The sequence below is a fragment of the Streptomyces sp. NPDC006551 genome (genome assembly GCF_040611675.1).
Classification (GTDB): domain Bacteria; phylum Actinomycetota; class Actinomycetes; order Streptomycetales; family Streptomycetaceae; genus Streptomyces.
In genome coordinates, this window is the sequence record NZ_JBEXOT010000015.1 from 49,667 (window position 1) to 66,021 (window position 16,355).

Annotated in this window: 10 protein-coding genes; 3 read left to right on the forward strand and 7 right to left on the reverse strand. The window is 73.7% G+C overall.

Features of this window, described 5'->3' with window-relative positions; translation table 11 throughout:
• Positions 1-66: 66 nt before the first annotated feature.
• Entirely contained in the window at positions 67-1,083 is a 1,017-nt protein-coding gene (locus tag ABZY12_RS16535) for a sugar ABC transporter substrate-binding protein (protein ID WP_356890745.1), read from the reverse strand.
• A 184-nt stretch (positions 1,084-1,267) separates the two neighbouring features.
• On the opposite strand from ABZY12_RS16535, the gene ABZY12_RS16540 reads away from it, so the two are divergent.
• Together ABZY12_RS16540 and ABZY12_RS16545 are read left to right on the forward strand one after the other, a co-directional pair.
• Positions 1,268-3,307 carry a GH32 C-terminal domain-containing protein gene (locus ABZY12_RS16540; protein WP_356890747.1) on the forward strand — a complete coding sequence of 680 codons (2,040 nt, stop codon included), beginning with the start codon at positions 1,268-1,270 and terminating at the stop codon, positions 3,305-3,307.
• Between the two features lie 34 nt (positions 3,308-3,341).
• Complete coding sequence (locus ABZY12_RS16545) at positions 3,342-4,325, forward strand: carbohydrate kinase (RefSeq protein WP_356890749.1); 984 nt, start codon at positions 3,342-3,344, stop codon at positions 4,323-4,325.
• Between the two features lie 61 nt (positions 4,326-4,386).
• Here the strand turns inward: ABZY12_RS16545 and ABZY12_RS16550 are convergent, their stop codons facing one another.
• Both ABZY12_RS16550 and ABZY12_RS16555 read right to left on the reverse strand, forming a co-directional pair.
• Positions 4,387-5,679 (reverse strand): GAF domain-containing protein, encoded by a 1,293-nt coding sequence (locus ABZY12_RS16550; protein WP_356890751.1) that lies wholly within the window; start codon positions 5,677-5,679, stop codon positions 4,387-4,389.
• A 247-nt stretch (positions 5,680-5,926) separates the two neighbouring features.
• Positions 5,927-7,564 carry an acyl-CoA dehydrogenase family protein gene (locus ABZY12_RS16555; RefSeq protein WP_356890753.1) on the reverse strand — a complete coding sequence of 546 codons (1,638 nt, stop codon included), beginning with the start codon at positions 7,562-7,564 and terminating at the stop codon, positions 5,927-5,929.
• Between the two features lie 17 nt (positions 7,565-7,581).
• On the opposite strand from ABZY12_RS16555, the gene ABZY12_RS16560 reads away from it, so the two are divergent.
• Positions 7,582-8,697, forward strand: a complete 1,116-nt coding sequence (locus ABZY12_RS16560) for a YihY/virulence factor BrkB family protein (RefSeq protein WP_356890755.1) — start codon at positions 7,582-7,584, stop codon at positions 8,695-8,697.
• 157 nt (positions 8,698-8,854) lie between these two features.
• On the opposite strand, the gene ABZY12_RS16565 is transcribed toward ABZY12_RS16560, so the two are convergent.
• The 4 genes from ABZY12_RS16565 to ABZY12_RS16580 all read right to left on the reverse strand — a co-directional run bounded on the left by ABZY12_RS16565 (position 8,855) and on the right by ABZY12_RS16580 (position 16,244).
• A complete protein-coding gene (locus tag ABZY12_RS16565; protein ID WP_356890757.1) occupies positions 8,855-12,739 on the reverse strand; it encodes an SAV_2336 N-terminal domain-related protein in 3,885 nt (1,294 codons plus the stop codon).
• Complete coding sequence (locus ABZY12_RS16570; protein ID WP_356890759.1) at positions 12,729-13,772, reverse strand: MoxR family ATPase; 1,044 nt, start codon at positions 13,770-13,772, stop codon at positions 12,729-12,731. Before ABZY12_RS16570 ends, ABZY12_RS16565 begins: the two co-directional genes overlap by 11 nt.
• A gap of 88 nt (positions 13,773-13,860) precedes the next feature.
• On the reverse strand, positions 13,861-15,807 hold the full coding sequence (locus ABZY12_RS16575; protein WP_356890761.1) for a trypsin-like peptidase domain-containing protein: 1,947 nt from the start codon (positions 15,805-15,807) through the stop codon (positions 13,861-13,863).
• Complete coding sequence (locus ABZY12_RS16580; RefSeq protein ID WP_356890763.1) at positions 15,804-16,244, reverse strand: CU044_2847 family protein; 441 nt, start codon at positions 16,242-16,244, stop codon at positions 15,804-15,806. Before ABZY12_RS16580 ends, ABZY12_RS16575 begins: the two co-directional genes overlap by 4 nt.
• Positions 16,245-16,355 lie beyond the last annotated feature (111 nt).

A 16,355-nucleotide genomic window follows, 5' to 3' on the forward strand; every position in this document is an offset into this window, starting at 1 on the left:
GCGCGGGAGGCGCGCGAGCCGTGAGGGCGGGCCGGGGGGCCGTGAACGACGGGGCGGGGGCGGCGGTCAGCCCCAGCAGTTCTCCAGGCCGTACGCCGTGTCCTTGGCCGGAACCGCGGCGGCCGGCCGGTCGGTGATCAGCGTGACGCCCGTGTCGACATAGCCGGACACCTTCGTGCCGTCCTTGGCGTACGCGACGACCGCGTCGACGCCCTTGGCGGCCATCAGCAGCGGATACTGCTGTGAAGTGGCGGCGATCTTCCCCGACTTGACGGCGTCCGTGCCCGTGCAGCCGCCGTCGACGGAGACGATCAGGACCTCCTTCTCGCGCCCCTTCGCCTTGAGGGCGGTGTACGCGCCCAGCGCGGCGGGCTCGTTGATGGTGTAGACGACGTTGACGTCCGGGGCCTTCTGCAGGCAGTTCTCCATGGCCGTCTGGCCCTTGGCCTGGTCGCCGCCGGTGTCCTGGGAGCAGACGACCGCAGGGTCGCCCTCCTCGATCCCGTACCCCTTGAGGAAGCCGTCGTGCCGCAACTGCCCGACGGCGACCCCGGGGGCGAGGTCGAGCGTGGCGATCTTCGCGGGCTTGCCGGCCATCGCGGCCTTGGCGTACTGCCCGATCAGCTCGCCGGCCTTGAGGTTGTCGGTGGCGAAGAGCGCGTCGGCGGCGTCCCGCGGGTCCGTGGGGCTGTCCAGGGCGATGACGAGCACCCCCTTCTTCCGGGCCTGCTCGATCGCCGGGACGATCGCCTTGGAGTCGTTCGGGGTGATCAGGATGCCCTTGACGCCGGAAGCGACCATGTTCTCGATCGCCGTCACCTGCCCCTCGTTGTCGCCGTCGAACTTCCCTGCGGCGGTGGAGAGTTCGGCGCCCGACTTCTTTGCGGCCCGCTCGGCGCCCTCCTTCATCTTCACGAAGAACGGGTTGGTGTCGGTCTTGGTGATCAGCCCGACCTTCACCGCGCCGCCGGAGCCGCCGGATCCGGCGGAGCCCTGGGCGCCCTCGCCGCAGGCGGTGAGCAGCAAGGCGGCGGAGGTGAGGGTGGCGGCGAGCGGGAGTGCGGTGCGGAAGGTGCGCTTCATGGCGCGGCTCCTCGGTGACTCAGGGACGACAGGGACGGAAGTGTCAGGAGTGACACAGGGACGACACGGCGCTGTCATCGTTGACTTATGTCAACGTTGACATCGACACGACGGGATGATGGACTCCGCCGCGAGCAACGTCAATGCCCCTTACTCGTCACGAGTTGGCAACGGAGGCTTCCGGATGAGCCGCTGGAAAGCACCGCAACTGATCGGCGTCGCGGCCCTGCTCGTCGCCGCGTCCGCCCCCATCAGCGCGAACGCCGCACCCCCCGCCACCCCCCGCACCACGCTCCCCGCCGGCCCGGCCAACCCCGGATTCGAAACCGGGGATCTCACCGGCTGGACGGTCACCGAAGGCACCGCCTTCGGCGCCGGCGCCGTCAGCAGCGCCGACACCTACTGGGGAGGCCCGTTCCATCACAAGGGCCGCCACCACCTCTGGGGCCATGCCGCCGCGGGCGACGACGCCACCGGAACCCTCAGGTCCTCCTCCTTCGCCGCCCCTTCGAGGATCAGCTTCCTCGTCGGCGGCGGCTGGGACCCCGAGCACCTCTACGTCGCCCTGGTCAGGGACAGCGACGGCAAGCGACTCCTCAAGCAGACCGGCCCCGAGGACGAGGCGTACGTCCGGATCCTCTGGGACACCTCGCCCTGGCGCGGCCAGGCCGTCCACCTGGAGATCGTCGACCGCAAGAGCGGTGGCTGGGGCCACCTCAACCTCGACGACGTACGCGTCGGCGACGCCGCCTCCCGGGACGACAACGGCCTCACCTTCCGTACCCTCGGCCAGGCCAACCAGCCCACCGCGGAGCGGAACCACGCCGCCGACCCGCTGCGGCCACAGTTCCACTACACGCCCTACCAGGGCTGGATCAACGACCCCAACGGCGTCATCCAGTGGCGCGGCCGGCACCACCTCTTCAGCCAGTACTACCCCGACGCCCCCAAGTGGGGCCCCATGCACTGGGCGCACGCCGAGGGCCCCGACGCCGTCCACTGGCGCGAGCTGCCCGTCGCCCTCACCCCGCCGCCCCGGGCGACCCCCACCGACAACAGCGGCGTCTTCAGCGGCAGCGCCGTCGACGACGACGGCACCCTGACCGTCGCCTACACCAAGTTCACCGACACGGGCGCCCACCCCGGCGCCACCCCGGAGACCGTCGCCGTCGCCACCAGCACGGACGGAGTCGCCTTCACCCCCGGCACCGAAGTGATCACCCAGGCCCCACCCGGCTCCTCCGCCGGATTCCGCGACCCCAAGCTCTTCCGCGACCCGGTCGACGGACGTTGGAAGATGGTCGTCGGCTCCGGCGACGGCGGCCGCGGCAAGGTCCAGCTGTACGCCTCCGACGACCTGCGCACCTGGTCGTACGCCGGAGTCCTCACGGAGGGCGACGGCACGACCGGAGCGATGTGGGAGTGCCCCGACCTCTTCGAGCTCGACGGGAAGTGGGTGCTGCTGTACTCCACCAACGAGGGCGGCCAGTCGCTCCAGCGCTACGCCGTCGGCCGATACGACGGCAGCCGGTTCACCGCCGAGCGGCACGGCGTCCTCGACGGCGGCGGCGACGTCTACGCCGCGCAGAGCTACCGCGACGACGCCGGGCGCCGGCTGATGACCGCCTGGATGAGCGACTGGAACGTCAAGGAACCGACCAGGGTGGGCGGCTGGGCCGGAGCCCAGTCACTCCACCGGGAGCTCTTCCTCACCGCCGACGGACGCCTGGGCCAACGCCCCGTCGCGGCCGCCGACTCGCTGGCCACCGGGCGTCCCGTCACCGTAGAGGACCGCACGGTGAGGGGGAGTTGGCGCATCGGCCGAGGCGACTCCGTCCGCCTGAAGGCCGTCGTCGACCTGGCGCGGACCACCGGCGACACCGTCACGCTCCGGCTGAAGGCGTCCGCCGCCGAGGCGACCGTGCTGCGCTACCAGAGGTCCACCGGCACCCTCACCCTCGACACCACCAACGCCGGCTATGGCACCCGGGCCACCTACTCGACCCATGTCGAACCCACGGCGGACTCGACCCTCGCCCTCGACATCTTCGTCGACCGCTCGTCGGTGGAGGTGTTCACCGGTGACGGGGCCGCGCTCACGGCCCGGGTGTACCCGCGCTACCGCGAGTCCGACGCCGTCGAGTTCGTGGCGGACGGCGGCGGCCGGATCTGGCTGCGGAGCGCCGGCCTGACCCAGCTCGGCTCCAGCGTCCTGCCCGACTGACCGGCCGACAGGCCCCCACCGAAAGGTTCCCCGCATGACCGCGACCCGCCGCCCCGTGGCCGTACTCGGCGAATGCGTCGCCGACGCCTTCGTCGTCCCCACCGGCCCCACCGGAGCCACCGGTCCCACCGCGGCCGACGGCCCGGCCCTCCGGCTCGACGTGCTGCCGGGCGGCGGGCCCGCGAACACCGCCGTGGCGCTCGCCCGCCTCGGCACCCCCACCCACTTCCTCGGCCGCCTCTCCACGGACGCCTTCGGCCACCTGTTCCGCCGCAGGCTCGTCGAGTCGGCCGTCCGCATCGACCTGTGCCCCGAGGCCGCCGAGCCCAGCACGCTCGCCGTCGCCGGCCTCGGCCCCGACGGCGCCGCCGAGTACTCCTTCCACGCCGAGGCCACCGCCGACTGGCAGTGGACCCGCCGAGAACTCGCGCCCGTCACCGGCCTCGGCGCCGCCTGTCTCCACACCGGATCGCTCGCGCTGGTACGGGAGCCGGGCGCCGCCGCCGTCGAGGAACTGCTCGCGGAACTGCGCCCCACCACCACGCTCTCCCTCGACCCCAATGTGCGTCCGCCGCTGGTCGCGCCGGAGGAGTACCGGGCCCGCCTCCCTCGCTGGTGCGCCCTGGCCGACCTCCTCCGGCTCAGCGAGGACGACCTCGCGCACCTCCACCCCGGCCTGAACCCCGAGGCCGCCTGCGACACCTGGCACCGGGCCGGCGTACCCCTCGTGGTCGTCACCCTCGGCGGGGCCGGCGCCCTCGTCTCGTACGACGGCGTCCGCGCGCGCGTCCCCGCCCCGCCCGTCGACGTCGTCGACACCGTCGGCGCGGGCGACGCCTTCACCGCCGGCCTGCTCCACCGCCTCCACGCCGCCGACGCGCTCGGCGGCCGCCTCGACGCGCTCTCCATGAACACGCTCCACGAGGCGGTCGCCTTCGCCACCACGGTCGCCGCGGCCACCTGCGCGGTCCGCGGCGCGAACCCGCCGCGCGCGGAGGAACTGCCGGCGGCGGCCTGACGGCACCGCCCCCAACCGTGCGGTGACCGCACCCGGCGGCCCGCCACCCGTCGGCCGGCCGTCAGGCCGTCCGGGGCGTGCGGATCGCCGGGGCCGTCGAGTGGGGGAGCAGGTCGTCGGGTCGGTCCGGGCGGACCACCGCGACGTCGACCTCCTCGCTGAAGCGGTACGGGCGGTGGGCGAGCACGCTCCCCAGGGTGCGGCGGACCCGGGACATCTCCGCCCGTACCGTCACCGTCCTCGTCCGGTCGCCGAACACGTCCTCCGCCAGCTCCGCCGCCGTCCGCCCGTCACGGTGCAGCGCGAGGACGTACAGCAGTTCGGCGTGGCGCGGGCTGAGCTCCTGCGACCAGCTTCCCGCCGCCCCCGACACCGCCACCGACCACCGGCGCGGCCGGCTCACATCGAGCACCACCCGGCTCGGCGCGCCCGTGGCTGCGTCCGCCGTCACCGGGGCCTCCTCCACCCGCAGCAGCCACCCGCCGGGCAGCGGCTCCACCGCACAACTGCCGAGCGACGGCAGCCAGACCCGCCCCGCACGGAACGACTTGGGCAGCGCGATCCGGTCCACCGGGGCCATCCCGGTCACCGCCGCCGTCCAGCCGTGCGTGTCCACCGCGACGGCCCGGCCACCGACCCGGCACAGTATCGGCGCGGCCACCGAGCGCAGCCGTTCGATCGAGCGCAGATGGCGCTCGCGCATCTCCGCCTCCGCGAGCCGGGCCACCGAGCCGACCAGGGCCAGCGTCGACGGATGGAAACTCGACGCGGGCCCGCTCACATCCACGATCCCCAACAGCCGGTGGTCGCGGGGATCGTGGACCGGCGCCGCGGCGCAGGTCCAGTTGTGCAGCGTATGGACGTAGTGCTCGGCCGAGTGGACCTGGACGGGCCGGCGCATCGCGAGCGCCGTCCCCACCGCGTTCGTACCGGTCGTGCGCTCCGTCCAGGTCGCGCCCTCCTCCAGACAGATGCCGTTGGCCTGTCGCATCACCGCGAGATTGCCCTCGCGCCACAGGACCCGGCCCTGTTCGTCGGTCACCACCATGATCTGCATGGAGGCGTCCGCGATCCCGGCCAGTCCCGCGCTCAGTGTCCGCATCACCTCGCCCAGGACCGTCGCGCGCCGCCGCTCCTCCAGTTCGTCGCGCTGGAGCAGCACACTGCTGGTGCCCTGGTCGGGATCGAGGCCGAGCCGGAACATCCGCTGCCAGGACGCGTCGATGACCGGGCGAGGCGCGATCGGCGGCGTGCGGCCCGCCAGCGTCGCCTCCCGGACCCGGTGCAGCAGGCGGGCGGCCTGGGCGGTGTCCATGGCGGCGAGCCGGCGCATGTCGAGCCGCGTGTTCTTCATCGGTCCCCCCAGCCACCCGCGGTGCTGTATCGGTTCTGCAGTTGCCCGGCGTCTGTGTCCATCGTGCCGCCCGGTGCTCCCCGGTGAAGGGCGGTTCGGGTAATCCTGCAACCCTTTGCAACTCTGGCGGTCACCCGGCCCGTGCATGAGGCTGGTGCTCAGCCGGGGGTGGTGCCGTGTCGGCGCAGCACCACCCCCGGCTTTTCGGCCCTCCGAGGCCCGATCGGACCGGGGATCGGAACGGGGATCAGATCTCCACGCGCGCCCGTTCGACGACCGTACGCAGATCCAGCGTGGTCGGCAGCGTCCCGAACGCCGTCCCCCGGTCCCCGCCGAGCCGTGACGCGCAGAACGCGTCCGCCACCTCCGCCGGCGCCCACCGCACCAGCAGCGACCCCTGGAGCACCAGCGCCATCCGCTCCACGAGGCGCCGAGCCCGCCCCTCGATCCCGTCCAGATCGGCGAGTTCGGTCAGCATCCCCTTGATCGCCCCGTCGAGGCGGTGGTCCGCGCCCCGCGCCTTCCCGACCTCCGTCAGGAAGGCGTTCAGCGCCTCCGGCTCCCTCCGCAACGCCCGCAGCACATCGAGCGCCAGGACGTTGCCCGACCCCTCCCAGATCGAGTTGAGCGGCGACTCGCGCAGCAGCCGGGGCATCCCGGACTCCTCCACATAGCCGTTGCCGCCCAGGCACTCGAGCGCCTCCGCGACGACCGGCGTGCACCGCTTGGTCACCCAGTACTTCGCCACCGGCACCGCGATGCGCGCGAATGCCCGCTCCGCCTCCGTGTCGTCGTCGTAAGCGGCCGCGAGCCGCATCCCGAGGACCGTCGCCGCCTCCGACTCCAGGGCCAGATCCGCCAGCACGTTGCGCATCAGCGGCTTGTCGATGAGCAGCCCGCCGAAGGCGCGACGGTACGCCGAGTGGTGCACGGCCTGCGCCACCGCCTGGCGCATCAGCCCCGCCGACCCCAGAGCGCAGTCCAGCCGGGTCGCCGTCACCATCCCGATGATCGTGTGGATCCCGCGCCCCTCGTCCCCGACCCGGCGCGCCCAGGTCGTCCCGTCGAACTCGACCTCCGCGGAGGCGTTCGACCGGTTGCCGAGCTTGTCCTTCAGGCGCTGGATCGCGAACGCGTTGCGCGAACCGTCCTCGAGCACCCGCGGCACCAGGAAACAGGTCAGCCCTTCCGGAGCCTGGGCGAGGACCAGGAACCCGTCCGACATGGGTGCCGAGCAGAACCACTTGTGCCCGGTCAGGGTGTACGCGCCGTCCGCGCTCAGGGGCTGGGCGCGCGTCGTGTTCTCCCGTACGTCGCTACCGCCCTGCTTCTCCGTCATGCCCATCCCGAAGAGCACGCCGGTCTTCTCGTGAGGCGGCCGCAGCCCCTCCTCGTACACGAGCGAGGTCAGCAGCGGCTCCCAGACGGCGGCCAGCTCCGGATCGGCCCGCAGCGCGGGCACCGCGGCATGGGTCATCGACAGCGGACAGCCGTGCCCCGCCTCGACCTGCGTCTGCACCAGGAACCCGGCCGCGCGGCGCACATGACCACCCGGACGGCCCCACGCCGCCGTCAGCCCCGCGTTGACGGACTTCCCGAGCAGCCGGTGCCAGGACGGATGGAAGTCGACCTCGTCGATCCGGTGCCCGTACCGGTCGTGCGTCCGCAGTCGCGGCGGGAACTCGTTGGCGAGCGCCCCCCACTCCCGCACCTGCGCCGACCCGGCCGACCGGCCCAGCGTCGACAGTTCGTCCCGTGCGTCCGCGAACACGTCCGGCGCCACATGGCGCTCCACGGCCTCCGCCAGAGCCCGGTCGGACAGGAAGACGTCGTACCCCACCAGGGGCGGAGGCTGATTGGTCACTGTGTGGGTGGTGGCTGCCATGCCGATACGGTAAGGAGGTGCAGGCAGCAAACGAAACACCCGAGCGGCGGTCCGGGAGCCGACTCCACCGGGCGCGAGTCCTCTACCGCAACGTGTCGAAGCGGAAGATGGTCTGGCTGCTCCTGAAGGACACCGTCAACTCGTGCATCGAGTACCGCATCCTCGGCCTCGCCGCCGAGGCCGCGTTCTTCACCCTGTTGTCCCTGCCCCCGCTGCTGCTCGGACTGATCGCGCTCCTCGGCTACGCCGACGACTGGACCAACACCAACACGGTCGCCAGCATCGAGGAGAACATCCTGCGCGCCGCCCGGACCGTCCTCTCCGACCGGGGCGTCCGCGAGATCGCCAAACCCCTCCTGGACGACGTCACCCAGGGCAAACGGCCCGACCTCATCTCGATCGGCTTCGCCATCGCCCTGTGGTCCGGCTCGCGCGCCGTGAACGTCTTCATCGACACGATCACCGTGATGTACGGACTCGACGGACACCGCGGCATCGTGAAGACCCGGCTCCTCGCCTTCCTGCTCTACATCGTGGCGCTGCTCATCGGCGCGGTCGTCCTGCCGCTCGCGGTCGTCGGCCCGGACCGGGTGGTCGAACTGGTCCCCTGGGGCACGGAGGTCGTCTCCGTGCTCTACTGGCCGGCCGTCATCCTGCTCTCGATCGCCTTCCTCACCACGCTGTACCACGTGTCCGTCCCCGTCCGCTCCCCATGGATCGAGGACATCCCCGGCGCGCTGATGGCCCTCGGCATGTGGGTACTGGGCAGCTTCCTGCTGCGGATCTATCTGACCAGCCAGGTCGAAGGGCCCACGATCTACGGCTCCCTCGCCGCGCCGATCGCCGTACTGCTCTGGATCGGCATCTCGGCCTTCGCGGTCCTCGTCGGCGCGGCGGTGAACGCGGCGATCGACCGCGTCTGGCCCTCGGTCGCCACCGCCGCCGCCCGCGAGGCCAACGAGCGCGCCCGCGCCGCCCAGGCCGCCGACCTCGTCGCCCGGCTGCGCGCGGAGGCGGACGACGTGGACGAGGACGACCCGGACATGCCGTCGGAGTTCCCGGAACGGTGGTCGAGGTTCCTGCCCCCTGACGACGTCAAGTCACGCCTGCACTCGGGCTGGGAGAAGGAGTAGAGGGACGTCCCGCTGGGGGGACGAGGAGAACCGCCCGGGGCCCGGCGCCCGCCTCGACTCCGGCGCCCGGCCCGGCTTCGGCGCCCGCCTTGACTCCGGCGCCCGCCTTGACTCCGGCGCCCGGCCCGGCTTCGGCGCCCGGCCCGGCATCCGGGCGCTAACCCTCGTCGCCCGACACCGGCCCGCCCCACGACCCGCGCGACTCCCCGCGGCTCCCCGGCGCGCGCCCGGCATCGTCCTGGGCCGCGGAGGCGCTGTCGGCTTCCGGAACGCCGTCGGGCTTCTGAACGTCGCCGGCTTCCTGAACGTCGCCGGCTTCCTGAACGTCGCCGGTCTTCCGAACGCCGTCGGCTTCCGGAACGCCGTCGGTCTTCGACGGCCGGGACCCGGTGCCGCTCAGTCTGGCCGTGAGACCGGAGAGCCAGCCGCTCCGCCGGTTCGGCTCGGCCTTCGCCTCCGGAGGCTGGATCGCCTTCAGCGGCGCCCCCTGTCCCGCCGGGCCGGGTTCCGGCACCTCCACCACGTGCTGCCAGCCGCCCGCCGTCACCGTGATCAGATGGAAGTCCCGCTGCCGTGCGCGCGGGAGGCGAGCGCGCAGACCGTGGGAGATCAGGACGGTCACGACGACGGCGGTCCGCTCCGCGCCCGACGTCCACACCCCGGTCGCCTCGGCGAGCGCGCTCGCGGCCCGCTCCGTCTCCTCGTGGATCACGACGCTGAGGCGGAGGGGTGACGCGGTGCCCGGCGGCAGTCGCGCCCCGAGCAGGCGCGGGAACGTGTCGACGGCCCACTCCACGAGCTCCTCGGCCGTGCGCTCCAGCGGAATCGGCGTCCGGACCGTGGCCCAGCCCGCCGACCACACGCGTACGCCACCGAGGGCGTCCCGAGCCAACTCGCCCACGATCTCCCGGTGCTCCGCCGAGAGCGGGGGCGTGCCGTACGGCTGTTGGATGAGGAGCCAGCCCGGCGTCGCCGCCTCCGGACGGTCGACCGAGGCCAGCCTCTCCCTGAGTGCCGTCCGCCACTCCGCCAGCCTTCGGCGCTCGGTCTCCGCCCAGGCCCCCGGCACGCCCTCCAGCGCCTCCCCGTACCAGAGGTCGAGCGCCGACATGAGGTACGTACGGGCCAGCGCCCGCTCGCCACGGACCGCCGCCCGTTCCGCCTGGGCCGCGTAGGTCTCGGCCTGCGCCAGGTCGAGGGAGGCCTCCGCGACCGGCAGCCAGTACTCCAGGTCGCCCGTCTGGACGGGATGGCCGAGAGCCTTGACCTGCAGCGCGTGCTGGACGGGACTGATGTCCGGAGTCGCGGTCAGCACCCGCCGCATCTCGGCGTCGGAGACGGGTGCCCCGCGCGCCAGCAGCAGCCGGCAGAGGAAGGAGTTGTCGTGGTACGAGCGCATCGACACGTCCCCCCCGTGGATGGTCGCTCGCGGCGGACCCAGCACGGAGTACGACACGGGCGTCTCGGGGAGCTGAGGTGGCAGCCGGAGGCGCATGTTGGCGAGGTCCCGGGCGCCGCGATGGCGCTCGCGCGGGTGCTTGGACAGCAGACTCGTCACCGCGCTCGCCAACTCGCCCGGCAGGTCCGGCCGGAGTGACGCCGGACTCCGGGGGGTCGCCTCGGCATGCTGCCGGAGTACGGAGTCCAGGCCACCGCCCGGGAAGGGCGGGGAACCGGTGAGCATTTCGTACAGGATGCAGCCCAGCGCGTACAGGTCGCCCTCCGGCCTGAGCACTCCCCGTTGTCGCTCGGGCGCCAGATAGCGGGCCGTGCCCGGCGTGACCTCGGCGCCGTGCTCGGGGACGAGCGGAAACAGGCGCGTCTCGTCCGGGTCGTCGGGGCGCTCCGCGTACGGCCAGGGCAGTCCGAAGTCGCGCAGCCGGGGCCCCGGCCCTCCGATGCCCAGGACCTTGGCGGGCGTGAGGTTGCCGTGCGCGACCCCGGGCCCGTGATGCAGGGACCAGAGTCCCCGGAGAACGTCCTGGGCGATCCCCGTGGCCTCGGCGACGGACAGCCTGCCGCCCGGCGCGTCACCCAGGTGCTCACGCAGCGAGCGGCCGGGCACGAACTCGGTGACGAGACAGCAGCCGTCGTCGAGGACCAGGGCGTCGTGCACGCGTACGAGATGGGGGTCGCTGATCCGCGTCGCCTCGTACGTACTGGAGAGGAAGTCGCCGATGACGGACTGTGTGTCCTTGCCCGTGAGACTCGCCCGGAAGCGTTGGGAGGCGGGGAGGAAGGGGAGGTAGGTCACGGCCACCTGACGCGAGAGGTAGTGGTCGTACCCGCGCCACACCCGGCTTCGGCGGCCCCCGATCCGCTCGTACAGCTCGTACCGGTCGCTGCTCAGCGGGGGCGCCTCGTTCTCCTCCGTCCCTGCCGCCTCGTCCGCCTCGTTCTCCTCCGTCCCGGCCGCTTCGGCCCGCTCCGGCTCCCGTGCCGGAAGCCGCTCCGGGCCCCGCAGGAGCCGGACGCTCTCCTCGCTCACCAGGGCGAAGGGCCGCCCGGCCGCGCGCTCGCCGTTCGCCCGGTCCAGGCTCTCCACCAGTGCGCGGAACTCGCCGGGCAGCGCGCCCGCCCGGTTCTCGATCTCGGAGCTGATCCGGGCCAGGAGGCCCGCCGTGCCCACGAGAGCGGTGCGGGGCAGGGTGCCGAGCAACACCTCCCGGACGCCCGGGCGGAACTCGTACGCCCCCGCCACCGCGCCCGGCTCCGCGCGCAGCATGCCGCTGAGCACGACCTCCGCGAGGTGCTGCGGCTCGGGACGCTCCTCGACCGCCGCCTGGACGAGCCGCATCACCGGCAGATGCGCCGAACCCACCGCCAGATGCGAGGCGAGGCGGAACGCCTGCGGGGAGGCGAGGGCACGGAAACGGAGTACCAGCTCCTCCGGGTCGGCGTCCTCCGGGTCGAAGCCCTCGTCGCCCTCGTGGCCCGCCACCAGGCCCTCCGCGCCCATGAAGGCCGCCGCGCCGGGGACTTCCGTGCCGCCGGGTGAGGCCACGAGGGCCGCCCAGTGCCCCAGCCAGCCGCCCGAGGGCTCGAGGACCGGGACCGGCACGCCGTCCGGGGCGGGACCACCGCGGTACGGGGCGAAGTCCAGGCCCGCGTTGGGGGCGCCGGGGCCAGGGGCGGCGAACACGCCCGGCAGCGGCGGGGCCGCGGTATGCCGCCACAGCCGCTCCGGCAAAGGCTGGACGATCGCGACCGGCAGCTCACGGCCCAGCGCGGTCAGCGTCGGGCGCCAGCGCAGCCCGGCCCGGCCGTCCCGCCACTGCGGGCCCATGCAGTCACTGACCACCAGCACCGCCGTACGGCCCCGCTCCCGGTGCCGCCGGGGCAGCCGCCCGTCCTCGCCCAGGTGCAGGACGTCGAGCGTACGGAACGCGCCGGTCTGGGCGAGCGCGGTGTGCAGATCGCGCACGAGGGGGCGCCACATCGTCATCGTCGGCCCGGCGTCGAACACGATCCGCAGATGGAGCCAGCGCTCGCGCTCGGGGCGCAGCACCGGCAGCCACAGCTCCGGCCGGGCACCGAGCGAGGCGATGCGGTGCGCGGTCGCCGTCTCGTCCAGCTCCCGCCGCGCCGCGCTCGGCACGGTGCGCCGCAGCGGGCGCACGGACCGCTGGAGGGCCAGCGGGTGGGCGAGCATCGGGGGAGCGGGGGCGAGCAAGGCGGTGTGCCGGGGCGCCGGTTCGGCCCCCGCGGGCGCGGGCGAAGGGCCGGTGGCGGGCGTGTGGAGAGGAACGCGGGGCGGGGGCGCGGGAGCGGAGGACGCCGGGTACGGCGGGACGGCCGGGGGCACGGGCCCGACCGGATCGACGGGATCGACGGGGTCGACCACCGGCCACGACGCGGGCGCGGGCGGAGGAGGGGGCGACAGCGGTACGGGCGAGGTGTCCCGCGGCTCCTCCGGGTCGCGCATGTGCCGGGCCAGCCAGAGGAGTTCGGCCAGCTCGCGACCCGTCGGCGGCTCCTCGCCCGCCCGGCCGAGGACCCCCGCCAGGGCGTCCAGGGTCCGGCCGGACCGCTCAGACGTCATCGACGTCCCAGGTCTCCGCCGCCCGGCCCAGATACGGCATCAGGGCCTCGGCCAGCTCCTCCCGCGAGGCCGCGTCCAGGCCCGACGTCCGGGTCAGATAGATCGCGTTCAGCAGCTGGTCGGTGGCCAGCTCACCGGCGCTGCCACGGTGCAGGAACGTGTCGACGAGCGCCTGGTCCCGCGCGTCCAGGGGCCCGAGATGCGCCCGTACGATGTCCTCCAGCTGCTCCCGCAGCGGCTGCCGCAGTTCGAGCCGTACGCAGCGACGCAGGAAGGCGGGCGGGAACTCGCGCTCGCCGTTGCTGGTCAGGACCACGAACGGGAAGGCACGGCAGCGCACCTCGCCGTGCCGGACGGCGACCCGCTCCTCCGAGTCGGCGACCATCACCTCGGCCACCGGGTGCGTCCTGGCCGCCCGCACCAGCTCGGGGATCTCGTACTGCCCCTCCTCCAGGATGTGCAGCAGGTCGTTCGGCAGATCGAGATCGCTCTTGTCGATCTCGTCGATGAGCAGCACCCGCGGCCGTTCGTACGGGAGAAGGGCGGTGCCCAGCGGCCCCAGCCGCAGATGGTCCTCGATCGCGGTCTCCGCCTCGTCCCGCTCCGCCGTCAGCGGCCCCCGCCCACCGCCGCCGCGCCCCGCCGCGTACAACCGGGACAGCGGGTCGTACTGGTACAGGCCGTCCGTGAGCGCGGTCCGGCTCGTGATGTTCCAGCGCAGCACGCCACCCAGCTTCAACTCCCGTGCCACCGCGTACGGAAGACTCGACTTGCCGCTGCCGGGCGGGCCGGTCACGAGGAGCGGGCGGCGCAGATGCAGAGCGGCGTTGACGAGTTGCACCGTCTCGGTGGTCGGCTGGTACGTCCGCGCCCGGTGGACCCTGCCGGGGGAGCCGCCGGCCCGCTCGTCCACCACCCGCGCCGGACGGAGCGCGGGCCCGCCGTCGAAGGCACGCCACGGCGGCGGCGCGGGCAACGCGTCGATGCCGTCGTGCGGCTCGCTCGATCCGGTGTAGACGGGCCAGAGGGACATCGGGGGAGCTCCAGTTCTCCGGGTGAGGCGCGGGCGGTTCGGCGGGGTGCTCCGGGCGGGGCGGTTCGGCCGGTCGTCCCGGGGTGGTTCAGGCGACGGGGGACCGCCGCAGCGGGCGGACCTCCGGGAAGCGGCGCGGATCCTCCCACACGAGGGACAGCTCGGCCGCCCAGTGCGGTTCCGGCCCCTCGTGGAGGAAGGCCTCCTTGCGCAATCGGAAGACGAGGTCGGGCAGTTCGCCGGGCGGCAGCAGCGAGATCCGCTCGGCCATCCGGTCCAGGAACCCGGCGCCCGGGCAGGCTCCCGCGCACGGTCCGCCGGGCGGGCAGCCGGTGCGCGGCCACAGCAGGATCGGCGCGGGCGCGTTCAGGGCCGCCCCGTGCAACTCGCGGTCGCGGGCGGTCTTCGGCGGCCGGGTGAACCCCACCGGACCGCGCACGTCCTGGAGCAGCACGGACAGCTGAGGGGGCCGGTGGGTGCTGGAGCAGGCGACCCGGTGCAGCGGAGAGCCGTCCTGACGGTCCAGCTCGGCCCACGCCCGCTTGAGCTGGAACTGCAGCCGCGCCTTGCCGCGCCGGTCGTGGTCCATCACCACGACCGGCGACGTGCAGCCGAGCGGGGCCTCCTTGCCCTTGCTCCTGGTCCACAGGTCGACCGGCCGGTTGAGCCAGTCGCGGGGCAGGGCGAACGCGATGAGGGGACGGCCGTCGCCGATCTCGTCGTGCGCGTCGTCGATCCGGTCCAGGACCCAGGAGCGCAACTGGGCGGTGGTGAGCCGCTTCTCGTTGACGAGGAGCCGGTCGCCGTCCCGGTAGACGGAGACCTCCGCCATGACCGCGTTGCGGTCGGCACCGCTGCGCCGGATCTCGACGAGTATCGGCGCCCAGGGGAGCGCGGCCGCCGGAGTCTCGTCGTACCGTGCTCCGGCGCCGTCACGGTCGCGAACGCCGTCCGGCACGCGGTCGTGACACCCGTCGGCACGTTCGTCGCCCCGCCCGTCGTCGCACGCGTCGGCCCCCGGTGCGGGACCGGGCGCCGGCGTGCCCCAGGACGCCGGGCCGCCCGTGGACGTCACACCGGCCGGGGAGGCCGGGACGACGTGGGAGGCCGGGCCGGTCTCGTGGCGGGAGCGGTGCTCCCGTGACCAGGCCCGCAGCTCGCGCCCCAGCTCCCGGTCGGGCACCAGGTCCGCGAGGCGCAGCGTCAGTTCGGCGAGCGGGAGCCGGCCGCGGTGCGGGGGCACCTCCGAGAAGAGGTACCAGACGCCCTGCCAGAGCCCACCGAGCCAGGCCGGGGGCACCGTCGGACCGAGCCGGCCGGTCGCCGTGCTCAGCAGTCGTTCCACCGGGCACGGCGGGGCACCGACCCGGTTCACCAACTCCCGTAACCAGCGCTTCTCCTCGGCGGAGTAGCCCGGGGTCGGGACCAGCTCGGCCAGGCCGGGCACGTGCCGGGCCAGTACCCGGGCGGGGATCATCCGTCCGTTGCGGCTCACCGGGTCGTACGAGGAGATCATGCCGACCACGGCACCGCTGTCCGCCCGCATCGCGGCCGACCCACTGAAGCCGTGCGAGGGCTCCTGGCCGTACCCCTTCCAGAACTCGACCTGGTTCCACTCGCCGGAGATCAGCTGCCGGTCGTGGGTGACCCGCAGCTCGCTCTGCGCGCCCTCCTCGGTGTAGCCGTGGGGAAAGCCGTACGCGACCAGTCGCGGCGGCCCCCCGTCGCCCAGCGTCACGTCCGGGTCCGCGAAGGGGGCCGCGAACACGGCGGGTTCGGCGGGGGCGGGCGCTTCGAGGGTCAGCACCGCCACATCGCCCGGGTCCGTCCGGCCGCCCGCCCAGAGCCCGCGCTCACCGACCCGGGACGGCAGGGCGCCGAGCCCGGGGACGCCGGGGAAGGAGACCGAGGCCCGTTCGAGGCCGTGGACCACATGCGCACAGGTGAGGACGGTGCTGCCGCCCACCAGGAAGCCGGACCCGTGGACCGTGCCCTCGTGCTCCACGCGCACGTGCCACGCGGGGGAGCGCGTCACCGCCCGCCGGCCACCGCGGCCGCACCAGCGCCGGTGACCGTGGCCGCACTCGCACCAGTGGCCGCGGTCGTACCCGCCCCGGTGAGCGCGGGGGCGCCCTCGTCCGAAGCGCGACCGGCCCCGTTCGGGGACCAGGACAGTTTCACCGTCAGATGGCCCTCGACCGCGGTCTTGGCGATGACGGCACCCGCCTCCGCCGTCAGCTTCACCCCGAACTCCAGCTCCACTCCATCGGGCTGGAGCGGTCCCTCACGGAAGACCGTGAGAGCCGACTCGGCCGCGGAACGGATGCCCTGAAGCGCCTCGTCGAGCGTGCGACCGGCCTGGACCAGGGAGTTCCCACCGCGCGAGACCAGCTGGGCGCCCGGCTGATGCCCGTCGGCCTCCACCATCACCCGCGCGCCGCTCTCCGTGGTGAACTCCATCAGTGTGCTCACAACAACCCCCGAGGCCAGACCAGTTGGAACACACACCATTCTGTCCGACGGTCCCGTCCATGTCAGCGGATCGGTCCACCCCGGAGGCGCGCGCGATGGGCCGGCGGGCGT